A 24,741-nucleotide genomic window follows, 5' to 3' on the forward strand; every position below is an offset into this window, starting at 1 on the left:
AATTATGTAATTTACTTTTGAAGAAAAAGCGCCTAGTTTTATCGAATATAACTTAGGAAATAATGTGTAAGTTTCATGCTTTGCTGTGAATTAAAAAACATGAAAAACCATAGTTTCTATGTGGGTTAAAGACCGAAATTAAGGACAGCCTAAATGATTTTTAGCAAGAAAAAAGACAAGCCATCGACTTCGACCCCAGAGAACCAAAAACTAAAACAGTGTCACGATGAGTTAAATGCCATAAAGCAAAATACTGCCTGCATTAGCTTTGATGTAGACGGCATTATATTAGACGCCAATCCAATTTTTTTAGATGCGGTCGGCTATAAATTAGAAGATATCATTGGCAAACATCACCGCATATTTTGTGATGCAGAATATACAAAATCAACAGAGTACAAAGCTTTTTGGGACGATCTAAAGAAAGGAAAATCCTTCCACGATACTTTTTTACGCTTCAAACAAGACAAGCAGCCAATCTATTTAGAAGCCAGCTATTTTCCTGTATCAGATGAAAGCGGTAAGGTTATAAAAATACTTAAAATAGCCAATGACATCACAGAAATGCAGGAGTCACTGAAAAATAAAAATGCCATATTAACCGCTCTAGATCGCTCACTAGCCGTAATTGAATTTGATCCTGAAGGCAATATACTTCACGCCAACAGTAATTTTTTAAGAGCAATGAAATACGATCTACAAGACATTGTTGGCAAACATCATAAAATGTTTTGCGATGAGAAATTCTACCGAGATAACCCAAGCTTTTGGTCTAATTTAGCGCATGGACAACACTCTTCAGGACGTTTTCAGCGCTTTGATGGTAACGGCAAAGTTATTTGGTTAGAAGCCACTTACAACCCCATCTTTGATGAAAAAGGCCGAGTCTATAAAGTCATTAAATTCGCTTCTGACATTTCAGAACGAGTTAATAATGCCATGAACGCGATTGAACTTGCCGCCGCCACTTCGGAGCAAACCAGTCAGGTATCATCAAACGCAGTAGAGATCCTCAATGCCTCAGTACAAACCTCCAATGATATTGCTGAAAAAGTAAAAAGTGCTGCAGAGATAGGGGATTTACTTAAATCACAATCCAAAAGCATTTCAGACATCGTTGTGACCATTCGTTCTATTGCTGATCAAACTAACTTGCTCGCACTTAATGCCGCAATAGAAGCTGCACGCGCAGGCGATGCAGGTCGTGGTTTCTCAGTGGTAGCCGATGAAGTTCGTAAACTTGCCAGCAATACCGCCACAGCGACAGCAGAAATTGGCTCGGTTGTAGAAAAGAATCACAACCTAATTAATGAAATGGATGACATGTTACGCTCGGTGACAGGCATTGCTCTTCATGGCAAAGAAAGTATCAACGAAGTATCACGAGGCCTTACTGAGATTTCATCTGGTGTCGCGAGATTCGTCGAAATGGTCGACAAAATGAAAGACTGACTAATGCTATACAACGATAGTTTGTAAAGGATGGGCACACCAAGAGCGCATCTCGTTACCAATAGATTTAAAGGATAAAACTGTCTAAAAATGTCGAGTCATTTTCTCAACTAGATAATCGACAAAGACTCGCACTCTGGCTGGCATGTGTTGTCCACCGATAAATACAGCGTGGATGACTTCTTTATCCTGCGGGTTGAAATCTTCCAATAAGGGGATAAGTTGGCCCAATGCGAGAGCTTGTTGAATATGAAAGTTCCCAACCCTAGTGATGCCAATATCCGCCATCACTAGCTCCACCAACGTTTCACCATTATTAGATGTCATGTTGCCTTGTATCGGTAGAATGTAGTCTTCGCCGTTTTCACGAAATGGCCAGCCAGGTTCTATCCTCTGAAAACTGAAATCCAGACAGTTAAAATGCTGTAAATCAGCGGGCGTTTTGGGAATACCAGCTTGCGCTAGATAGTTAGGAGTGGCAACAATCGTTCTACCTGTTTCACCAAGGCGTCTTGCCGTTAAATTACTATCAGGTAAAGAACCAAAACGTATCGCGACGTCAATATGACCATCTGCCACATTGCTAATCTTATCGCTTACTTCGACTTCTATTTTGATGTTGGGATAACGCTGCAAGAACTCTTTGTATAAAGGAATCATGGTCAAACGACTATAAGCCGTTGGAGTACTGACTTTGATTAATCCACTTGGGCTTGCTCGATCGGCAATGGCACGTTCGGTTTCTTCTAAGTCTTTTAGTATACGCCGTGCCGCAAGGGCATAGGATTCACCTTCACTGGTTAAATAAAGCTTTCGAGTAGAACGAACCAACAATCTAACGCCTAAACGCTTTTCTATTCTTGTCATCATCCGGCTTACTGCCGACGGCGTAAGACCTAGCTCCCTTGCCGCACCACTTAAACTTCCCGTCTTAGCGACTGTTAAGAAAGTTTCCATCTCGGCGGTCTTATCTACTTTAATTTGTTTCATTTGTGAATCCAATGCAAAACAGAATAGCTTTTTTGCCCACTATTCGGGCATTTATTATCTCGTTATATTCTTTCACATCATAAATAAACGAGAGATAAACATGAAGATTAACTTTCCATTAATGGCGTTAGCCATGGGAGCTTTTGGAATCGGTGTGACGGAATTTTCCCCCATGGGGATGTTGCCAGTGATTGCCGGAGATTTAGGTGTTTCTATTCCGACAGCTGGTATGCTCATCAGCGCTTATGCCTTTGGCGTACTAATTGGTGCACCTATTATGACCTTACTGTTTGCAAATATGCCACGACGTCGTTTGCTGGTGTTGTCTATGGGGATCTTTACTGTAGGGAATCTAATCAGTGCAATGGCTGACAGTTACAGTGCGCTGATGATTGGGCGAATCATTACCTCATTTAATCACGGTGTATTTTTTGGCGTTGGTTCTGTGGTGGCAACCCAATTAGTGCCGCCGAATCAACGTGCTGGGGCTGTCGCGGCAATGTTTTCAGGTCTCACCATAGCAACAATTGGTGGCGTGCCATTAGCCAGTTTTGTCGGGGCGACATTTGGTTGGCGAAATGCTTTTTTTGGCATTGCTGTTATTGGTTTAGTGGCAATGGTGGCGTTACGAGTCAGTTTGCCTCCGCTGGTCAATCAAGAGAAGGCGAACATGCGTAATGAGTTGGCCGTGTTAAGCAAAGGCCCAGTCTTGGCTGCGTTGCTATTAACTGTGGTTGGCGCTAGCTCGATGTTTACAGTATTTACTTACATCGTTCCTATTCTACAGCAAGAAACACATGCCTCGACCACCTTCGTGACCGCCATGTTGGTACTCTACGGCGCAGGGCTTGCCGTTGGTAATATTCTCGGTGGACGGTATGCAGACCGATCCCTGTACGGCACTTTGATTGTGTCGTTAATCGCGGTGATTTTACTGTTGATTATTTTTGCAGCAACCATGTCTTCCTCAATCATCGTTGTACCACTAATTTTCCTCTGGGGTATTGCCAGCTTTGCCGTGGTTCCGCCCTTGCAGTCTCTGGTAGTACATGAGGCCAGCGAAGCACCTAATCTTGCTTCTGCGATGAACATTGGCGCGTTTAATCTTGGCAATGCCGTTGGTGCGGCCTTGGGTGGCGGAGTGATAAGTGCAGGACTTGGATTGTCTTCGGTCGCCTTAGCGGGCGCTGGAACTGCAGTGCTAGGTTTGCTCATGGTATTGCTATTAAAACGTAGCCCTTCAAACCAAAGCAATGAACAAGTTGCCTCTTCCTAATCTAGCCTTTTCTTAATCAACACGCGGGGAATGTTTTACGCATTAATCAAAGTATCCCCGCGTCGATGGAGCGCCTTGAGGTCATTTGTTTTCAACAACATCTGTTTACGGCCTTCTTGATTAAGATCACTTTAAAAAACTGTCTTATGCTCAATAATGCAGTGCCCTATCTACCATCGTTTGCTGCCCTGCCCATGTTTGCTTACGACATCACGCATAGAGCCAACACTCTATTTACTTTACATTCCCTCTGGGCCGAATACAAAAAATAACCTTAAAGCATAAGAAGGCACTAAGGGAGCTATGGCATACAAGAATATATTTAATGTATAAGTTTAGTATCGGTTCGTCATAATTATGCATTTTCAAATTGATATAAAGAAAATATCAATTACTCATCAGCATCAGTCGATTCAAAAGGACTTAACCTAATGACTATCTTAACAACAAAAGCACTTTTCAATATCGTCAATGGTTCAACATTATTAGCAAGTGGCGGCGGTGGTTCGATTAAAACGGCCTACTCATTTGTTAACCAAATAGTAGAAACAAAAAAATCTATTACGTTGTGCTCTCCCGGTTCAATGAAAAACAGTGATTTTGGTGTGGTAGTTGGTGCAATGGGGTCTCCTGAAAGCTTTGAAAAAATAGGCTTACAAGGCTCAGAAAAAAGAGCGGTTGAGGTCATGCAAGACCTAAACAAATCAAAGAGAATCAATTTCACCATTTCTGTTGAAACTGGATCTAATATTTTTGTCGCTATGCTTGCGGCAGCAAAAACGCTAGATCCAGCTCTTGTTATTGATGCTGATGGAGCAGGACGTTCAGTGCCGACTTTGTCCTGCTTGAGCTATAGCTCCAAAATAAACATCACGCCTTTTGTCGTACTAAATGCGCCCCATGGAAAGGTACTTGTTGAAGGTGATATCGTTTTAAACTTGCCTCATATTAGCGACGAAGACTCAGACGGGGCAACGAAGAAGAAAGCTCAAGCCAGCATCATTGAAAATATGGTTAGGCCTATTTTATCGTCTGAAGGCAGTTTTGACGGTGTAGGTGCTATTTCAGGCTGGATCATGAATGGCGATCAAGCAAAGTCATCACTTGTATCAAATACAATCTCAATGGCGCAGAGCATTGGTGAACAACTGAATAAATTCAAAGTCGATGATAAGAACATTATCCATGACCTTGCTGTGTTTTTAAACATACTAAATATATCCCTATACTCTTTATCTGAGGCCAATTCACCTTTTATTCTTAAAAGCAAAGACTGTGTTTCTCAGGGTGGGTTTGATTTTAATAAATTATCTTTTACTCAAACGGTTAACGGCCGAGTAAGAGAGCTCATTGTCATTAATCAAAATGAAAACTTACTCATTTGGGACAAAGATAAAGATCACCCTCTGACTATCTGCCCTGATTCAATTTGCATGCTAGGTAAATTAGACGAGACGATTAAAGATGACATTTTGGCTGGTTTAAGCTCACTCAGTGGAATAGAGAAAGAAGAAGCTGATACATCACTTTCAGGCTGGCATGGCCTTTCAGTAGAAGACGTCGTAGAGGGGCAAGAAGTGTATTTATTTAGTTTACCGGCCCCAGAAACACTCAAAAATGAAAACCAAGAAGTCTTTTCTGCTCTGGCAAAGCAATTTGGCTACTACGGATCATATGAGTCTTTAGACAAGCTGCTAACGAAAGAAGACATCTAACGCGCCAAACTCAATCAATAATCGTCAAATGTTTATTATTAACATGGAGGTGTCATGAAATTAAATGAGCTTTTTGATCAAGAAGAACATGACTTTATGATTAAAGAATGTCTTTTTCAGTTATGGAGTCATTCTGACGATCTCATGTTTATCGTTGCTGTCGAAGAGAATGGCGAATTTTCTCTGTATGATAACAATGCAGCTTCTCGGATTGCGATGGGTATTGAGCCAAACAAAATTTATCATCGCAACCGCATTCGCGATATGTTTCCTGAAGAGATTGTCGAAGGTTTTTACAGAACTTATCGGGAAGCCATCACCAGTAGAAAGCCTATTTCAATAGAGCAATATACCGTAAATGATGGAAAGGATTTATTCTACAACACCTTGTTAGTGCCTATATTTGATGAGCAAGACAATCCTGCCTTTATTTGCGGTATCAGCCATGAAACGACCAAAATCAAAACCGCCGAAAAAATGGCCGTTGAAGCAGGAGAAAAGCTGAAGGAATACAATGTTGGGCTGAAACAAATCAATGACAACCTTGATGCAAAAGTCAGGGAACGAACAGCCGCACTGGAACTCGCTAAAGCGGAGCTGGAAGAGGCGCTAGAAGCGAAGTCATCATTTGTCGCGAGAATGAGTCACGAAATACGTACGCCTATTAACGCGGTTATTGGCCTAAGTGACCTAGCTCTCAATACTTCCCCCAATCATAAAGAACAGCAAGACTACCTACAAAAGATACGAGACTCCGGCGATATTTTGCTCAGTTTAGTCAACAATGTCTTGGACTTTTCCAAAATAGAAGCAGGTAAATTAACCGCTGAGTCAGTGTGTTTTTCAACGGAGAAATTGATTCGAACCACAGTCAATATGAATGTATTTGGAGCCTATGCGAAAAAGCTCGAGTTAGTAACAGACATCGCTGATGACATTCCTGAATACTTATTAGGGGACCCGCTCCGTATTCAACAGATATTGGTCAACTTAGTGAGCAACGCGATTAAGTTCACAGAAAGCGGGAGCATTGTTATTCGATTACGTTGCAATAAGTTGGATGGTGAGAATATTTTGCTGCAGTGCGAGGTCACTGACTCAGGTATAGGTATCTCATCCACTCAACTCGAACAGCTATTTTGCCCCTTCACACAGGCAGACAATAGTGTCACACGCGTCTATGGTGGAACTGGATTAGGATTAACAATTACTCGTCAGTTATGTGAATTAATGAATGGGGAAATCAAAGTCGAAAGTGATGTTGGCAAAGGTTCAACCTTCACCGTCTTATTGCCTTTAAAAGTCCCCACTCTGCAGCCAAAAAATGCAGCAATCGACTCTGCAAATATGCTTAAAGCTCTAGTAGTAGATGATCATCCGTTATCTAGAGACATTCTAGCCAAACTATTAACCAACTTTGGTATAGAAAGTACATGCGTGGGGAGCGGCTGGGAAGCCATCGATGCCATTCAACAATCTGATCAATCCGGTGTTGCGTTCGATGTGGTTTTCATGGATTGGCAAATGCCAGGTATAGACGGAATAGAAACTTCGAAAAAGATAAAAAATTTATTCAAAGAATTAGCGCCGCCTATACTAATGATATCAGCCTATGAAAAGCATCATATCCAGCCTCACTTGGACACAGGTATTATTCGGCAGTTTATAGAGAAGCCTATTGGTAAATCGACATTATTCGATGCAATAAATCAGTTTTTCAATATTGAGAAAATGGCAATATCGAATAAAAAAATAGCTCCGATACCTCAGCTATCGGATTTTCATATTTTACTTGTTGAAGATAATCTAATTAATCAGCAAGTAGCATTGGGGTACTTAAAAAGCACTGGGGTTCAAGTAGATTGTGCTGAAAACGGAAAAATCGCCATCGATAAGATAAAAGGTACTCAGTATGACCTTATCCTTATGGATATCCAAATGCCGGTTATGGATGGATTAACCGCATCAGCTATCATTCGTGGCATGGATCTTGGTTATGAACTTCCGATTATCGCCATGACAGCTCACACATCTCCAGAAGACAAAGAGAAAAGTCTCTCTGTGGGAATGAATAATCATATCCCTAAACCTATTCCATCTGACTTACTTTATAAAACACTGAGTAACTATTTAATAAGTAATAAAGAAAACAGCAAGCCTGACGTTGAGCTATTACCTGTAAAACCAGCTCTAAACGATAAATTATCTATGCTTTTCAAGATAAGCAGTCTAGAGGCTGGAAAAGCTATTGATTCTCTAAAAGATGACACATCAATTTACCTAAAAATAGTGAGATCTTTCTGGACACAATATACATCGCTTTTAGAAGACCCTAAAGCTCGATTTTTAACCTTAGACAATCGCAACTTACTAAACGACATACACTCTTTGAAATCAAATGCCGCTTACATTGGCGCTCAAGATATTTTTAAAGATTGCGTAGTCATTGAACGAAAATTACTAAAAAATGAGTATGTTGATGGTTCACTTTTAGATGCTGTTATCAGCAAACTATCGATCCTTTTGACAGCGCTAGATCTTGTCTTTAATCAAATCGAGTACAAGGATTTTGATTCAACAACCAATCTTAAAAGCACACTTAGAAAGGTTCTGCCGTTGCTGGAGCAAAGTGACTTTAAAGTAGAAAATTATTTTCCTGCATTACATCATAAATCCATGAATACTCAATATAGTGAGGATATTACTCAAATAATACAAAACATTACCGATATTGAGTATGAGCAGGCAGCAAAGCTTGTTCGTCAACTTTTAGTAAAATTACCAGGTAGCTAGAATGCCCAATTCATTTAGTGTCCTTATTATCGATGATGAAATCATAAACTTACAGATCATCAGTGATATCTTACGTAGCGAAGTCGACATTATAATGGCGAAAAGCGGAGAACAAGGTGTCCGTAAAGCGTTAGAGCTTTCACCAGACCTAATTTTACTCGACGTTATGATGCCTGATATGGATGGCTTCGAGACCATGGAAAAGCTGAGCCAAGATTCACGGACATGCGATATTCCCGTCATCTTTATAACGGCCTTGGATGACATAAAAAATGAAGAAAAAGGGCTCTTGCTTGGGGCAAGTGACTATATCCAAAAGCCAATACACCCTTCAATCATAAAAGCCAGAGTAGCCTTACACCTTAAATTAATAAACCAACATCGTATACTTGAACGCTTAAGTACCATAGACCCATTAACCTCTTTAGCAAATCGTCGGAAGTATGAAGAAACAATCCGGTCTGAATGGAAATTAATGGAAGAAATTAACGAAACTTTATCCTTAGCCGTTATCGACATTGATAATTTTAAACAATATAACGACTTTTATGGACATGCTGCAGGCGATAAAGTTTTACAAAAAGTAGCGGCAATTCTAGCTAATAACTTTAAACATAATAGCAATCTAGTAGCACGATATGGCGGAGAAGAATTTGTGGCAATCATGCCCAGAACTTCAAAAAAAGAAGCTTTGCAACGTCTTAATAAATGCATTAGTGAAGTTCAAGAAATAGCCATTACCTGTAAAAAAGAAAACGACAGTGTTGTCACTATTAGTGCTGGAGTCTCTTCTATCATTCCTAACGATGGCTTTAAATTTGAGTCCTTATTCGCTGCCGCAGATGAAGCTTTATACCTTGCGAAATATGAAGGAAAAAACCAAGTTAAATGGAAAAACGTTACAACCAGCGATATAGCCTAATAACTTTTATAAGTAAAACATTTAACTAGATATTTTTTGCATTACATCCACCATAGGATGCTGCACTTGAGCTAAGCCATCTCGTACGCCGTTTTTGTTTTCGGCACTTTGGTTTTGGCTAAGTTTAAATTTACCCTGAATATCAGTCACGGTTATTTCAACGCCAACAACAGCAGCTTGCAGTCTGTCAATGTATTCCTGGGGTGCATCAGAAATTGACCAAGGCGCAGGTTGTTTTTGTTCATGAGTATTGGTAAGTTTTTCCAGTAACGATAGCTTCCATTCAGCTTCATGGATAAAGTTTATTGTGCCTTTAATGTGAACGGCGCGATAGTTCCACGTTGGAACTGCCTTGCCATCTACTTTTTTGGAGGGATACCAGTTTGGCGTGATGTAGGCGTTCTCACCTTGGAAGATCACCAAGACATCCGCTTGATTCGCTAGGATCTGCCAAAGCTTATTGGCCTTGGCGATATGGGCTTGCAAGACAACTCGATTCTCTGCATCGACATGAACCAACATAGGAATATGCTCGGCATTCAAACCGTCATCACCATTCGAAACTAACGTCGCGAAGGGAAAAGTTTTAACAAAGGCTAACTGCTCCTGGAGATCGTTTACTTCAAAATGCTTTGGTGTATACACGTAAATCCCCTTTAGAATATGAGTTAACTAGCGATACGGTAGGTATTTTTTCCGTTGGCTTTGGCATCATAAAGAGCTTGATCCATAGCCCGTATACTGTCTCGATGTCTATTAGCATTGTGATTCGCCAACCCAATACTAATAGTAATCGCCCGTCCAATACCAAAATCAGTATGCGCAACACTATAATTTAGTTGCTTTAGCTTTTCCTCTAATTGGGCAAGGTTTTGTTCTGCAAAAATAATAATGAATTCTTCACCGCCCCAACGACCCACGGTATCCAACAGGTCAATATTATGCATTAAAACTTCAGCCAGCTTGATCAGTACTTTATCGCCCTGATCATGACCAAACTGATCATTCACTTTTTTGAAATCATCTACATCCAGCATGGCGATATAATGATTGCCTATAGCATTTAGTAATTGATCTTCCATGTGGCGCCGATTACGCAGCTTAGTTAATACGTCTGTGGTGGCCAGCTCTTGTAGCTGGCGATTAGTTTCTTCCATCATTTGGTAAGCTTTTCGACGGCTAGAATCATAGAAAAAAGACACAATTAGCAGCAACGAATAAATAAAAGAAAAGTGCATCAAGCTGATAGGAAGAAATATCTCGGGTTGCCAAGTATCCATTTGCGTAAAACAAAAATAGAAAATACCAGCAAAGTACACAAGGCTAAGTATCGACCCATTGCGATAACCTAGAAGAAACACCCCCATCACCGGCGTTATAAATGCAAAAACGAGTGCAAATTCTTCATTGCCATCGATTAAGATAAGTATAAAAGTATCAATAGAAACAATAAGTTGAAGAATAGTCGCAGCAACTTTTGGACGTTTTTTTATCAGCAGGTAATACCCACCAATGATACAAAAGAACAACGACACAGAGTTCGCTATTAACATTGGCGGAAAATAGTCTACGACCAAATTATAATAAATGAAGAAAACGAAACTAGAAGAGATAAACAGCAAGGCTGAAAACAAAAAACCTCGAAAACGAAAATCAGGATGCGTATGTTGAGTACCAAACCACTTTTCTAAAAGCGATACCACTAAGTAGCCTCTATCTTTAACAATAATTTATTCCTTACGTAATTGTAGAGTGCTAATTTTAGCGTAACTAATTAGCACTCCAGCAAAAGATGTGCCTACATCGTCCCTTTATTGAAGAGTAAACGAACTTATTAAGAAAAAGAATAAATATAATGTAAATAATGGTTTAGCTGTGTAAGGCACGATTTATTGGGAGAAAAAAACTGCTTTTTTGAGAAAAGATGAACAAAAAATGCCGATGCATTTAGATAAAATGGCATCGGCATAAAAGAAAACACTCTATATTTCAGATCTAAAGTTTACCAGCTCCTGCATTTTCTTTGACGTAGTCAATGACTTCACTAGCAGGCAATACTGGCGTTGGGCCATATAAGGTTGGTGTCCAGCCCACATCTTTAGAAAGTGGCTTGCCACTGGCTTTGTTTGCCTCTTCAACGATATCGATCATTTTACCGTTGAACATAGAGCCTTGATCATAAGCAACCTTACCTTTCATATTGCCAATCGCATGGGATGGATTACCGTTTTCAATTTCAAACACGTTGGCTTCTGAGTATATCGCTGACTCTTTACCCGCACCCAAAACTTGACGAACAATATTATGTTTAGGTTTGTTAATCAAAGAATCCACATGGCGCTCATAAGCATTGGCGCCAACACCGTCACCTTGTGCATTACCGACAAAATAGTTGTTATACGCATGCACCTTGCCATAACGAACACGCGGCATACGCTGACCAACATTTTTAAAGTAATTTCCATGCAAGGTAACTCGTAAATAGCCAGTGTCTGCGGTTTTGCCATCACTGTTACCAATCAAGAAAGCCTTATCATGATCATGGAAATAGCTATTAGAAATCGTCACTAGATCCGCCTGATTGGTAATATCAACCAAACCATCATGATGCTGAACTTTTTGTGTAATTTCATTCTGTGGGAATGGATAGACTGGCGGGAACAGGGAGTCTGGGCGATCACCATCAGAGAAAGTACTATGATCGATCCAGACGCGCTTACCGCCGTTGATGGAGATCAGGTCGTATTCAGAATTCCAACGTCCGCCCGGACACTTCTGTGGTCCTTGATTGGCATTAACGTATTCCCCCATACAACCAGGGTAATTGGTGTCGATTTTGAAACTGTCACCTGGATCCCAACCAGGGAAATAATCAAATGCGTCTTCAAAGGCAATATTTCGAATGATGACATTTTCGACACCCGCACTAATTTGCAAAGTGCCTTTAATGATTTTTGCGTTCTTACCTAAACCAATGATGCTGGTATTAGAAGGGACATCAATGACAATTTGATCTTTTTGTTTTTTAGCCGAGGCTAAACGAGCTTCTTCCTGAGGGCCGGTTAAATCTCTATTTGGACGTTTTTTGATAAGTGGCTGTATGTTCCAAATCGCAGGTGCATAAGCATTTTTATAATCTTCGAAATTATAAGGCGCAACACGATAATCTGCTTCGATCAGTTCACGGCCTTGATCATTAGATGACAAGTTAATCGTGCCACTAATTCGAATAATCTTAGGCAAGTTGCCGGCTTCTTTTAGCGCATCAACAAAGGCTTTTCGACTACTGACGATGTAAATATGTGCATCAAGCGCATCTGATCCACCCGTAACTTGACCTTCGGCGGCAGCCCAGCCATCGTTATGAGGAAGCACAGATCGCATCAAATCTTGCGACATACTATTCTTTCCAGTATTCGACAGCTTCTGTGACGTGTTCTCCGTACTTACCGCTGAACATCCGGCAATTAAGCTGGCCGCCAGACAAGACGCCGCTAAAATTTTTCTATTCATTTTATTCTCCAAAGATATTGAAAATAAGCAGATAGCGAAGACTCGCTATGCGTATTTTCAAATCGCATTTTTATTTTTATTAGCAAGAATATAGAGAACACGCTATGACAGTGTTCTCTATAAGAGAATAGATTATCAGGAAAGATAAAAAAATAAAACATTGTTTTATTTTTAATAAATTGCCGTTTTCAAATTCGAGTAAATGGATCCTTTAGCTCTTTAATCACTTAAAAGAGCTGCGGCACTGCCACAAACCGTCATGATAAAAAGAAACCATTTTAGATGGCTTGGATTGGCTTTTATCGCCATTTTCACAGCAAGGAATGAGCCTAGCATGGTGCCTGAAGCAAGGATCAATCCAGGAATCCATAGGATCTGGTCGTTCCATATAAATACGCCTAATGCTAAGGCCGTAAAACCTAATGTACAGACCATTTTTAGCGCATTAGTGCGCACTAGGTCATAACGTAAAGTGCCAGCCAATGCAGCGATCAGGATAAAACCGACACCCGCCTGAACAAATCCTCCATATACACCAGCGATAAACAAGGCAATCCATGCACTCGGTTTTTCCGAGACTTTAAACGGCACAGTGCCTTCTGGTGGCGCTATCATGGTAGGTCGGACGATCATGATTAATGTCATGCCAATCATGGCACTTAGCAATAAGGGCTTTAGCCACGCCTCTGGCGCATAACTGGCTGCAAAAGCGCCCACTACACCGCCTAGCAAGGATGGAATCATCACAGGTAGGATATCAGCGTTATCCAATTTTTTGGCTTTACGAAAGCCAAAAGTCGCAGCCACGTTCTGTAAAAAAACACCAACACGATTGGTTGCATTGGCGATGTCAGCCGGCATCCCCATGACCATCAAAGCCGGTAAAGTCAGATTAGAACCACCGCCCGCCAAAGTATTAATAATGCCAGCAAGAAAACCGGTACCGATCAAAAGCGAAACAGTGAATAAACTGTAATCCATAACATCATCCTTAAATGACTCTTGAGCGAGTCGGAAGAGAATAAAAAGAGGAAACGAATGATAAGGAGAATTAGCCAATCTGACAAAAGATAATTTTGTCAGAAAAAATGAAAATAGCTCAACATAATCATTTAGGAACACATTAAGCTAACAAGTAATGACTTGATAACAAAAACCTCCGCAAACTTCATCCTCCTAAAATAAGGTAATGGAATGAATAGGAGCCTATTTCTTGTGCTTTATAATTTTTTTTAATATTAAAACGAAATGACAAGACAACCTCTTAAAAATCGATTAATTTCACACACAAGAATTACAAGGAGTGTTACTTCAGAGAAAACTGCGAGGTTCAGCCTGCATCTGTGAATGAAAACCCCGCATTCCTTACTTTTATTGGATGAGTTTAGTAAAGAGGTTTCCATGACAGTTAAGTCCAAGATTATTGCATTAATGGCAGCAGGCGTAATCCTCCCTGTATTTATCGTATCAGCCGTCATTATTAAAAATATTCGCACTAATGCCCTGCAAAGTTTTGAACAGCAAAGCCAATCAGAAATTGGTTATGTAGACTCTATTTTTTCAATGTATTTAAATAATTTAGCTGAAAACGTTACTTTTTTAGCGCAATCAAATACACTCACTCGACTATCTCCTGGTAGTATCAAAAGTTATGCGGAACAATCAATTCAAGAGGAGATGACTCCTCATAAAAACTCTCCATTAGAACAAGAAGCCTTTGCTCTAATGGATGCTTTCGGAAAATCACACCCTGATTTAACTTATATTTGGTTAGGATCAAACGATAAAGGCTATTTGCAATGGCCAATTGCCAAAAACTCTAAAAATTACAACCCTTTAGAAAGAGGCTGGTACAAACAATCGATTAATAGCCAATCACCTATACGCATCCCAGCCTACCGAGATAGTGCTACCAATGCGCCTCTAGTTGATTATGTACAACGCTTTGATAGCCAGAATGGTTTTTACGGTGTGGTGGGGATTGATGTGACATTGAAAAAGCTGACTGAGTTGTTAGCTGAAGTTAAGTTTGGTGGCGATGGCTATGTCGTCATGGTAGAAGACACTAACACTATTCTAGCAGATCCCTCCGATCCGAATAATAACTTCAAATCCGTCACAGAAGCATCACGCCCATATTCCACTCTTTCTGATACAACCACCGCCCAAGAACTCACAATTGATGGTGAAATTTGGTACGCAAAAGTCTATAAATCCCCCATATTAAATTGGAAGTTTATCGGCCTAGTTCCTAGCAAAGTGATTTATGCTCAAGCCAACAGTCTAATCATCACCATTGTTATAATTTCCTTAGTGATGATCGCTATCTTCATGGTAATTGGTGCGACCTTGTCTAGCGTCGTCATCAGACCAGTTAAAAACATGGCTGACAGACTCACCGACATTAGTCATGGTGAAGGGGATTTGACACAACGCCTAGAAGTGAAAAGCAAAGATGAAGCAGGCCAAATGGCATCTGCATTTAATCAGTTCGTGTCCTCTATAGACAGCATCGTTGGCCATGCCAAATCATCATGCGATAAAATTAGCCTCGTTGCTCATCAGTCAGAGCATTTATCATCGGAACTCAGTGGTGTGGTTTCTCACCAAGTAAACTCAGTCGATCAAGTATCAACTGCGTTTAACGAAATGGTTGCAACTGCAAATGAAGTAGCATCTAGCTGCAGTAATGCAGCCGCCGCCGCTGAAAACAGCGAAACACAGGTGAAAGAAGGCAATAAACTCATTCAGCAAACAATGGATTCGTTACACGGACTAGAAAAGGAAATTCATAGTTCCAACGAGAGTATGATCGAGCTATCCAAAGAGTCTGAAAGCATTGGGGGAATTCTAGACACCATCAAAGCCATTGCTGAACAAACCAACTTGCTTGCATTAAACGCAGCGATTGAAGCGGCTCGTGCCGGTGAACAAGGTCGCGGCTTTGCCGTTGTCGCAGATGAAGTTCGCACTCTTGCTGGCCGTACCGCTGCATCAACTGAAGAAATAGATAAAATGCTTAGCAAATTACAGCAACAAACAGGCTTCGCCGCTACAAAAATGAACCACAGTGTGAGTGTGGCAAAAGATTCTGTGGTCTTAGCATCTCAAACTCATCAGGTCTTTGAAAAAATACTCAATTCAGTGCTCGAGATTAAAGATATGATGATTCAAATCAGCGCATCGGCAGAAGAACAACACTTGGTTGCGGAAGAAATAAACACCAATGTCATCGTTATTCATGACGGCACCATTACATCCAGCGACTTATCTAATCAAGTTGCTGAAACAGCTGCCTCATTAAACCAATTATCTGACGAATTGAAAGTCATGGTAGGACGTTTTAAGTCTAGCCAGCCTTAACTTTTAATAATCGGTAAAACAAAAAAAACCTAACATACAAATACTAGCGTTAGGTTTTTTTATGATCAACGAAAATGAAGCTATAATCGCAGCAATAAACAAGTCGCAACAGTTTGATCAACACTGTGAGCAAGATGAGGAATAAGGTCGTATGTACTTATTACACCACGAGCCCTTAAGGCCTCATGCGCCAATTGCGACAAGCGGTAGTCAATCACATTATCTTGATCGCCATGGATAAAATGCACTTGTATGTCATTTGTTGATTGATTCGCAGCTTTCTTAGGTAATGTGGCAAATCGCCCAGACAAAGACACGATCTTTTCCGCTATTTTTTCATCGACCATTTGCGTTGAAGACAAAGACATAATAGCACCTTGAGAAAAACCAATGAGCGTCGTTTGCTCCGCACCTAAGCCCATTTTCTTTTGCCAATATTTCACCGTTTCAACAAAAACAGGCATCGCGGCTTCGATACGTCCCACTCGATTTTCTTCTGTCACGCCTTGCACTGAAAACCATTGATAGCCTTGTCCAAAGTCAGACGCATCAGGTGCTTGTATCGACACAACAGCAGCCGTAGGAAAAGATTTAGAGAGAACCTCACCCAAAGGAGCCAAGCTCTGCGGAGTAGCACCTACGCCATGAAATAATAAAAATAAACGCGCTGGAGAACTAGGTTCTTGTATCACAATAGTAGTAGACATGAGGAATCCTTATAGATAATCACTTAATAGTATGATGAATACTCTATTCTTCTACAAAAACAAGATATATAAGCTATTCCTTAAGCTTCTATTTCATATTTAGAAATAATCGATAACCCTATTCAAAATAATAAAAAATACTCGTCCAATTTTCGGTTGTTGCTTCGTTAATAATCAAGCTAACCTAACTCAACAAACAACACCCAAATACACACGACCTCAGCCATTATTCAAACAACGGACAAACGCATGTTAATAACAGATGAAAAACAAGCCGATGGTTATTATCAAGCCTTACTAAACCGTGAACCCAGTTTTGTTGGTGTGTTTTTTGTCGCAGTTAAAACCACCTCTATTTTCTGTATTGCTACCTGTCGAGCACGTAAACCAAAACGTGAAAACGTGGAGTTTTACACCCATTTCAAAGACGCTATGGATGCAGGCTTTCGTCCCTGTAAAGTTTGTCGCCCCACTGAAAACGCACATGAAGCACCCTATGAAGTGCAAGCGGCAATGAACCTTGTGCGAGACTGCACTAAGGCGAAAATCACCGACCAAGAGTTAAGAGAATCTGGAATTCGGCCCATCTTTGTGCGCCGCTGGTTTAATCAACATTACGGCATGACTTTCCAAACCTTTCAGCGCATGTATCGTATTAATTATGCGTTCCAAGAATTAAAAACAGGCAAAAGCGCCACCAATACGGCGTTAGATTCAGGCTACGATTCGTTGAGTGGTTTCGGTTACACTTTTAAAAAGTTACTCGGTCATGCACCGACTCTAAATTTGGAGAATGCTGTGATTTTAATCGATAGGCTGACAACCCCCATTGGCCCTATGTTTGTCTGCGCCACTGACGAAGGAATTTGTCTGTTAGAATTTGTCGACCGACGCATGTTAGAAACAGAGTTTGAAGATTTACAACGCCGTTTAAAAGCCCCCATTGTGGCAGGAGAAAACGGCCACATGAAACAGCTAAAAATAGAATTAGAAGAATACTTTGCAGGTAAACGCAGCGAATTCAGCGTACCCCTTCATACACCTGGAACGGATTTTCAAAATGCGGTGTGGAAAATGCTTGGCTCAATTCCGTTCGGCACCACCGCCAGCTACCAAGAACAAGCCACCCGACTTAATAACCCAAAAGCCGTTCGTGCTGTCGCCAGAGCAAACGGCATGAATCGCATTGCCATTGTTATTCCTTGCCATCGAGTCATTGGCAAAGACGGAAGCTTAACCGGTTATGCAGGAGGGTTAGAACGAAAACGTTGGCTGCTTGACCACGAAAAATCGCACCGTCAACATTTAGAAACTCAAAGCCTCGAAAAAAGCTGAAATCAAGAGCTAGAATGTCTGTAGTTTCATGAATACATCAAGGTTGTGTCATGGCAACGTAATTTCCCACTACAAGGCTTGAAATGACCGTTAAGCCAGTTCATCTTCTACACTTTGATTGTAATTAGATGGAATTCAACATGCCTACAAACATTGTTGCTGTATATGGGACGCTTCGTGAGGGGCTGAATAATCACGAACTTCTTGCCGACTGCAAGCGCATCGGCCTAGGTTGGTTGACTGGTTTTCGCATGCACAATCTAGGAGACTTCCCAGGTATTGTATCAACCCATGAAAACGGCGGTCGGATACGCGTTGAATGGTATGACGTATCAGACGAAATACTCGCGTCTTTAGATCAACTAGAAGGTTATGACCCAAAGACGCCAGAAAGCTCCTTGTACATTAGAAAACGTGTTTTTTCACCCTACGGCCGTGGCTGGATTTACGTATACAACAAATCCCTAGACCACGCTCCATATATGGAAGCAGGCGACTGGGAGCGTTATTCCCGAACCTCTATGCCTCACCAAGGCGCACAATCGGTGTAGACACCACTTGAGCCGTTTGATCACTTTGTAATTGAGCGATATTCGCCACACTTGCTTGGACTTGATCTTCATCCGTTAACAAGCCAAAACGCACCACAAAGTGCTTCGATTCACCAGCACCAATTGTCGGCACCAAACCTAAGTCGCGCTGATAAGAACGGTTATAAGCAAAGCTAGTGCCCGGCTCGATTCCCACCACGTAACCTTGTTCCAGTGTGTCCGTATTTTTCCATACGGTAAGCACTGGCAAGGTGTCCGTTTGATAGCTGACTTCTATGCCACAGCTCGCGTTGGCGTTATGTAATAACGCATAAGAAAAACCTTTCTCGTCACTAATCGGACGAATATTAAACACCATTTCATCAAAGTCTTTAGTTGGTGCAGGCATCTGATTCCAATCGTTCAAACCACCAGCGGCATAGTCGTTAAAAGGTGATAGTTCCGCCATAGGAACGTGTAACTGCGCGCCATCTTCAAGAATCGGTTGGGCAAAGTTGTTGTGATAAATAGCTTGGTATTCGCGCGGATAACTACCTTTATTGGTTAAGGTATCTTCAACCAATAAATAAGGCTCATCTGGCGTTAATGACAATACCGTTTGCAGTTCAAAGTTAGTGAATTTAAAACGTTTTTCATCGACTCGACCACGTAAAGTCACACGATAAGGCGGTACCTGCTCGACCTCTAAAACCACTTCGTCTGCGGGTGTGTTTTGGATACGACCGTGTAATGTTAAAAACTCGTCGCCGTCTTGACCTGGATGCCCAGCCCATTGGTAACCACAACGCACTATCATCTCGTTAAAACCATCTAACCAGCCAATACCGCCAGACGCTTCTTGGTTAACAAAGCTTGGATGTACGACTTCTTTAACGGGCGAGTCCCAACCAAATCGTACGTCCTTCCCTGCCGTATCTTTCCTAACAACATCAAGAACTGCCATGCCACGAGTCGGTACAACACGAACCACAGAATCGCCCACGGTCAAAGTGATCAAGCGTGAGCCGGTTTGCTTGCCGCCCATTAGACAAGTCTGCTGTACGCTAATCGGAATATCTTTCGGTAAGCCCATTAATTCTGCGGATAGCGACAGATTTGCTACATCAATATGTTGTTGATTACTAAGAAGAACAAGTTGAAACATGGACCAAGCTCCGAATAAAATTTCCTCATGCTAGCGCGAGCTAGATAACAAGGCTAGCCATGAGGATAAAATCTGCTATTTATTCAATGTTGCTTAGCGTTTCGTTGAGTTGTTCAGGTAATAATTCGATTTAAAAATCCCCCGGCGCGCACTGTAGGCAAGTCAATCCTAGGTTACGCCAGCCTTGAACCACAGCATCGCGGTCATCCAATACCAACCAAGGCGTAAAACCATCTTGGTGGATTTTCTCCAACAAGGCTTTTTTAACGTCCTCGTCTGGCAAGGCATCAGCATTGTCTGGGCGTAGATAAATGCCATCGCATGGAATTTGGTGTTTTTGAATCCATTCAACCGAGTGCTGCTTATGGGATTCAGGACGGCCACTGCAAATTAAGATATGTTGACCTTGTTGCTTGAGAATATTGACCAAACGCAGCACATTTTCAATCACTGGTGCATGTTTCATGTGTTCAAAAAAAGGGTCCCAATGTTTTTCTGCACCAAGCACCCAATGGGCAACTTCGGTGTGATCGAACTCGGCAAGAGTGCCATCTAAATCAACAATTACGGCATTTGGTAACATGTAAAGCTTCCTTTAAAAGGGGTAATTTCCCAGCCGTTTTCGTCTTGGCTAGGCACAAAAGAAATAGGAGTAACGTTGCCGATTCTTGGGCAATACGGCGTGCCGTTGATAACATTGTTTAGCACTCGATAAACACCAGAATGCGCAATAATCAGAGGCCACGAATGCTCGCTGAGGATCTCATTCAATGCGCTTAGCACTCGAGTCTCGAAGTCTCGCCAAGATTCACCATTAGGCGGCGTCACGTCATAAGGCAGCTGCTGTTCTATCGGGCAGCCTTCTAAGTCGCCCCAATTGCGTTCTTTAAGTTGCTCATACGCCATAATGGTTTGTTTTGGCACCGCATGAAATGCAGTCTCTTGCGTGCGTTGTAACGTACTGGTTGCCACAACACTCCAATCAATGACACTTAGTATTGGCGCCGCATCTTTGGCTTGTTGAACCCCCATTATGCTTAACGGACTATCGGTAAAACCACCAATACGAAACGCAGCGTTAAACTCGCTCTGCGCATGACGCGCAAAGACAAAAGGCTTAGGTATTAAGGTCATAATCTAACTCTATACAATCTAACTCAATATAAGAATCTGCAGTGACGCTTGGACCAAGGGCTTGTCGCCACTCACTTAGATCTTTCATGGTATAAAACAATGGAACACAAATACGGCAGCCAAGATGATCCACCAGCCGTTTCAAATCTTGCTTACGCGGATGCACATTCCAGCGTTCAAAATGCGCTCTGTCTTCGCTCACGGCCTGACGAGCATGTTCCGGCAAATGTCCGGTATAAACCGGCAAATATCGCTCTGGTTGTTGCAATAAAACAGCCGCTTCGCCACTCAAGCCATCAGGATCACCACACAGCACCACTTTGGCATTGGGATTGAACGGTTGGCTTTTCATGTTTTCCAGGACAGGTCTAATCTCGCTGCACACACTATCTTTAGGCCCAGCCAAAACAGTTTCAGGTGCAATGCAATCTCCCCCTAGAGTCCAATCATGAAACCCTAGTGAAGTTAACCAGCAGGCCATTTCTAACGCTCGTCCAGTTTGCGGAACGGGCATCAGCAAGGCGCGCTCGTCTTTCAGATAATGCAGCAAGGCGTTTTTACATTGCTCTAATGAATTGTCATACAAGCCGTAAGACGCATCGAGTAAAGCAACACTGGCGTGCGGAGGCATGGTAAAAGGATACAAGCTGGATTCTAGGCTAAAATCGCCGCTGTAAAATATGCCCTCACCCATATCAAGACCCATATCAAGATGCAGCCACACACCGCCAAAAGAATGCCCTGCCGAACCTGTTGTCACCTTTATGCCAGACACATTCGTCGAGCCACAAATAGGTAAGGTATGAAGGTTTAAATGCGTAGGCAATTGCTGCTGAACGGGCGAAGTCGCGTAAACCGGAACCTTGCTATCAATATCGATCAAACCGCCCATATGATCTTGATGATCATGGGAAATAAAAATCGCGTCTAAGTGATCTGGTTGCGTCCAGCCTTTATCTTCGCCCACTTCTAACGCGCCGCCCGCGTCGAGTAAAAAACGAATCGGTTTTGACTGATGCTCTGCCTCGTAGGTCACCAAAATCGCGGCGGCGGTTTTCCTTCCTGCGCCACTTAAAATATCAATGCTAACCTTCATGACTCACTCTCAAGCGACCAAGCTTGCCCAAGACGAACCTGATGCTGGCTTTCTAGCGTCATAGGTACATCGCTGTACGCGAGTAAGCGCTGGCCATCTTTTAGCGTCAATTCAATATCGTAACGCTCACCACGAAAAATACAGCTGTGAACACTAACAATCAGTGCTGAATCATCCGCACCGACGAAATGAATATCTTGTGGACGCACGAGCACAGAGCTAGCCGCTTTATCTAGTGAATGCTGGCGAATCAACTCAGTCAAATTTGTACCGCTCACGTATTGCGAAGGAGCAACCGCAGCCACCGACAACACAGAACCTCGACCAATAAAATTCGCTAGCCAAGTGTTTCTTGGTCTTGCATACAGTTCCTGAGGTGTTCCCCATTGCACCAATTGCCCTTTATTCAGCACAGCAATTTTATCGGCCAATGACATGGCTTCGGATTGATCGTGGGTGACATAAACCATGGTCGCGCCAGTACGTTTGTGAAAAGCGCGGAAGGTTTCTTCCATCGTCGCTCGCAAATGTCTATCTAAGTTAGCGAGCGGTTCGTCAAACAACACCACATCTGGCTCGGTGACCAAACTACGCGCCAACGCCACTCGCTGACGCTGACCGCCACTTAGTTGCGCTGGCAATCGATCTGCGTATTCTTCTAACTGAACAATTTCCAGAGCGTCTTTAATTCGTTTGTTGCGTTCTGCCACCGGCGTTTTCTGTACTTTAAGCGGATAGCCGACGTTTTCTTTCACCGTCATGTGCGGCCAAAGTGCATAAGATTGAAACACCATGCCGAAGTTTCTTTCTTCTGTTGGCACATGACGCGTCGAACTAGAAAGACAATCATCGCCATGAATGATTTGACCACCTGAAACGTTCTCAAACCCTGCCAGCATTCTTAAAATGGTCGATTTACCACAACCACTTGGCCCAAGTAAGGCAACAAACTCACCCGGCTCAATCGTTAAATTCAAACCTTTTACAACCGGCGTACCATGAAAAGATTTTTCAACGCCATCCAATATTAACCGTGCCATGGAATCACTCCTTTGGGCAGACGAGGGGCAAACAGACTCAATAAACTCATTAGCCCTGCGACCAGCAAAACCACCAGCACAGCAATGGCCGAGGCCAAAACACTGTCGCCACTTTCATCGAGATTAAAAATCAACACACCTAGGGTTTCATTGCCTGCGCTCCACAACAAAGCAGACACCGTCAGTTCATTAATCGAGATCAAAAACACCAGTAATCCACCTGCAAAGAAGGCTGGTGCAGTGAGCGGCAAAATAATGTCCATCAAGCGCTGTATCGGCCTTGCACCTGCAAGCTGAGCGGCTTCTTCCAACGCAGGGTCAAGCTGAGACATGGCGCTTAATACCGGCTTCAAACACACACTCAAAAAACAAGACAGATACGCCAGAAAAATAATGCCCAACGTGCCGTACAAGCTGACCTCAATAAAAGGTAAAGGCTTGGCGAACAACAAAATAAAAGCAATGGCTAAGACGATACCAGGGATGGCGTAAGGCACTTCAATCAAACTGGCGATCACAGCTCTAGTTCGCATTGGCAAACGCATCAATAAATAACCCAATGGCAAAGACACCAGCATCAAGACTAAAGCACTGAAAAAAGCCAAAAACGCGCTGTTTTCGAAGGCTCGGGAAGTAACGCCTTGCCGCCCTATCATTTCGTAAAACGCGGCAAAGGTAATGGTATCCGCGTTCAATGGCATACCAAGAGCAGGCACCAATGAGCTCACAATCAAAGCAAATAGCGGGGCCACCAAAATAAAACACAACATCAATGCCAAGAGGATTTCGAGAGGCAAACGCCATTGCTTAAGACGAAAAGACAGCGACTGCGCGGTATGACCTAACAAGGCATAACAACTGCGTTGCTGTAGCCATTGTTGTAACAACATTCCCGCTAGCACTAACAACGCAATAATCATCGACAAGCCCGCCACTTGGCTCAGCATATCGTTACCAAATCCTGCCATTTGCTGATAAATCAAAGTTGGTAAAACGATGTAGCCTGCAGGAATCCCTAACATCGCAGGAATACCAAAATTACCCAAAGAAGAAACAAAGGCTAACGCGGCGCCAGCGATGATCGCACTGCGACACAAAGGTAGAATGATATCGACCCAAATTCGAAACTGAGAAGCACGAGATAGTTGAGCGGCTTCTAATAAATCCTGAGGCAATGAAATAAGCTGAGTACGCAAAGCCAGAAACACCAAGGGCGCACTTTGTATGCCTAACAACAAAGCTATGCCTTCCGCCGAATACATTGGCTGTGGGCTGCCCAACGCTGGCGCTACACCTAATGTATTTAAAATTGGGCTTGCTGGACCAAACAGTTGTAACCAACTCAACGCCGTCACTTGTGGCGGAATCATCATCGGCAACATAAAACAAAACACCCAAATGGCGCGACCACGAATATTCGTTAAAGTCACCACAAAACCAAAGCCGCAACCCAAAACCACCGCGATGAGCGTCCCTAACCCTGAGGTGTAAAAACTATTGCGTAATGCCGTCCAAGTCCGCTCACTTCTGAGTACTTCAGCCATAGGTGAGGACGTAGAAAAAGTCGTATGACTTAAGGCCTCGACCAGCAAACGCAGGCTGGGTAATACGCTTAACGTAGCGATTAACACGAAGAGTCCGATGGACAACCAGCGAAGCTGGCTATCCATGGATGTCCCATCCATAAAGCGTCTTTTTAGTAACAAAGGA

20 protein-coding genes are annotated in these 24,741 nt (G+C 42.3%); 8 read left to right on the top strand and 12 right to left on the bottom strand.

Features of this window, described 5'->3' with window-relative positions:
* Positions 1–153 precede the first annotated feature (153 nt).
* A complete protein-coding gene (locus B6N13_RS06130) occupies positions 154–1,452 on the top strand; it encodes a PAS domain-containing methyl-accepting chemotaxis protein (protein WP_169458843.1) in 1,299 nt (432 codons plus the stop codon).
* Positions 1,453–1,536: 84 nt separating this feature from the next.
* On the opposite strand, the gene B6N13_RS06135 is transcribed toward B6N13_RS06130, so the two are convergent.
* A complete protein-coding gene (locus B6N13_RS06135; protein WP_169458844.1) occupies positions 1,537–2,442 on the bottom strand; it encodes a LysR family transcriptional regulator in 906 nt (301 codons plus the stop codon).
* Positions 2,443–2,542: 100 nt separating this feature from the next.
* On the opposite strand from B6N13_RS06135, the gene B6N13_RS06140 reads away from it, so the two are divergent.
* From B6N13_RS06140 to B6N13_RS06155, 4 genes are all read left to right on the top strand, one after another.
* A complete protein-coding gene (locus tag B6N13_RS06140) occupies positions 2,543–3,718 on the top strand; it encodes an MFS transporter (RefSeq protein WP_169458845.1) in 1,176 nt (391 codons plus the stop codon).
* 431 nt (positions 3,719–4,149) lie between these two features.
* Positions 4,150–5,433, top strand: a complete 1,284-nt coding sequence (locus tag B6N13_RS06145; protein ID WP_169458846.1) for a DUF917 family protein — start codon at positions 4,150–4,152, stop codon at positions 5,431–5,433.
* A gap of 54 nt (positions 5,434–5,487) precedes the next feature.
* A complete protein-coding gene (locus B6N13_RS06150; protein WP_169458847.1) occupies positions 5,488–8,226 on the top strand; it encodes a response regulator in 2,739 nt (912 codons plus the stop codon).
* A gap of 1 nt (position 8,227) precedes the next feature.
* Positions 8,228–9,148: a diguanylate cyclase gene (locus B6N13_RS06155; RefSeq protein ID WP_169458848.1), complete on the top strand. Its 921-nt coding sequence runs from the start codon at positions 8,228–8,230 to the stop codon at positions 9,146–9,148.
* Positions 9,149–9,169: 21 nt separating this feature from the next.
* On the opposite strand, the gene B6N13_RS06160 is transcribed toward B6N13_RS06155, so the two are convergent.
* From B6N13_RS06160 to B6N13_RS06175, 4 genes are all read right to left on the bottom strand, one after another.
* Positions 9,170–9,793: an FMN-binding negative transcriptional regulator gene (locus B6N13_RS06160; RefSeq protein WP_169458849.1), complete on the bottom strand. Its 624-nt coding sequence runs from the start codon at positions 9,791–9,793 to the stop codon at positions 9,170–9,172.
* A gap of 23 nt (positions 9,794–9,816) precedes the next feature.
* Positions 9,817–10,851: a GGDEF domain-containing protein gene (locus B6N13_RS23655; protein WP_169458850.1), complete on the bottom strand. Its 1,035-nt coding sequence runs from the start codon at positions 10,849–10,851 to the stop codon at positions 9,817–9,819.
* A gap of 292 nt (positions 10,852–11,143) precedes the next feature.
* Positions 11,144–12,661: a PbsX family transcriptional regulator gene (locus B6N13_RS06170; RefSeq protein WP_169458851.1), complete on the bottom strand. Its 1,518-nt coding sequence runs from the start codon at positions 12,659–12,661 to the stop codon at positions 11,144–11,146.
* Positions 12,662–12,880: 219 nt separating this feature from the next.
* Positions 12,881–13,642 carry a sulfite exporter TauE/SafE family protein gene (locus B6N13_RS06175; protein WP_011977968.1) on the bottom strand — a complete coding sequence of 254 codons (762 nt, stop codon included), beginning with the start codon at positions 13,640–13,642 and terminating at the stop codon, positions 12,881–12,883.
* Between the two features lie 420 nt (positions 13,643–14,062).
* On the opposite strand from B6N13_RS06175, the gene B6N13_RS06180 reads away from it, so the two are divergent.
* Positions 14,063–16,024, top strand: coding sequence for a methyl-accepting chemotaxis protein (locus B6N13_RS06180; protein ID WP_248280246.1), 1,962 nt, complete (start codon positions 14,063–14,065; stop codon positions 16,022–16,024).
* An 80-nt stretch (positions 16,025–16,104) separates the two neighbouring features.
* Here B6N13_RS06180 and ypfH read toward each other — a convergent pair whose 3' ends face one another.
* Positions 16,105–16,731, bottom strand: a complete 627-nt coding sequence (gene ypfH / locus B6N13_RS06185) for an esterase (protein WP_011977966.1) — start codon at positions 16,729–16,731, stop codon at positions 16,105–16,107.
* Positions 16,732–16,980: 249 nt separating this feature from the next.
* Here ypfH and B6N13_RS06190 point away from each other — a divergent pair, with 249 nt between their 5' ends.
* The gene (locus B6N13_RS06190) at positions 16,981–18,066 is read left to right on the top strand and encodes a bifunctional transcriptional activator/DNA repair protein Ada (RefSeq protein WP_169458853.1); all 1,086 of its coding nucleotides are present in this window, start codon (positions 16,981–16,983) and stop codon (positions 18,064–18,066) included.
* Positions 18,067–18,206: 140 nt separating this feature from the next.
* On the top strand, positions 18,207–18,617 hold the full coding sequence (locus B6N13_RS06195; protein WP_248280247.1) for a gamma-glutamylcyclotransferase family protein: 411 nt from the start codon (positions 18,207–18,209) through the stop codon (positions 18,615–18,617).
* Here B6N13_RS06195 and B6N13_RS06200 read toward each other — a convergent pair.
* From B6N13_RS06200 to B6N13_RS06225, 6 genes are all read right to left on the bottom strand, one after another.
* Complete coding sequence (locus B6N13_RS06200) at positions 18,586–19,761, bottom strand: aldose 1-epimerase family protein (protein ID WP_169458855.1); 1,176 nt, start codon at positions 19,759–19,761, stop codon at positions 18,586–18,588. The genes B6N13_RS06195 and B6N13_RS06200 overlap by 32 nt on opposite strands.
* Positions 19,762–19,891: 130 nt before the next feature.
* Positions 19,892–20,344, bottom strand: a complete 453-nt coding sequence (locus tag B6N13_RS06205; protein WP_011977962.1) for an HAD family acid phosphatase — start codon at positions 20,342–20,344, stop codon at positions 19,892–19,894.
* Positions 20,326–20,895 (bottom strand): histidine phosphatase family protein, encoded by a 570-nt coding sequence (locus tag B6N13_RS06210; protein WP_169458856.1) that lies wholly within the window; start codon positions 20,893–20,895, stop codon positions 20,326–20,328. Before B6N13_RS06210 ends, B6N13_RS06205 begins: the two co-directional genes overlap by 19 nt.
* Positions 20,879–21,991: an MBL fold metallo-hydrolase gene (locus B6N13_RS06215; protein ID WP_169458857.1), complete on the bottom strand. Its 1,113-nt coding sequence runs from the start codon at positions 21,989–21,991 to the stop codon at positions 20,879–20,881. Before B6N13_RS06215 ends, B6N13_RS06210 begins: the two co-directional genes overlap by 17 nt.
* The gene (locus tag B6N13_RS06220) at positions 21,988–23,031 is read right to left on the bottom strand and encodes an ABC transporter ATP-binding protein (RefSeq protein ID WP_169458858.1); all 1,044 of its coding nucleotides are present in this window, start codon (positions 23,029–23,031) and stop codon (positions 21,988–21,990) included. The genes B6N13_RS06215 and B6N13_RS06220 overlap by 4 nt, the downstream gene beginning before the upstream one ends.
* Positions 23,019–24,701, bottom strand: coding sequence for an iron ABC transporter permease (locus B6N13_RS06225; protein WP_169458914.1), 1,683 nt, complete (start codon positions 24,699–24,701; stop codon positions 23,019–23,021). The genes B6N13_RS06220 and B6N13_RS06225 overlap by 13 nt, the downstream gene beginning before the upstream one ends.
* Between the last annotated feature and the right edge of the window lie 40 nt (positions 24,702–24,741).

Source organism: Marinomonas sp. UCMA 3892, from assembly GCF_012726345.1.
Classification (GTDB): domain Bacteria; phylum Pseudomonadota; class Gammaproteobacteria; order Pseudomonadales; family Marinomonadaceae; genus Marinomonas.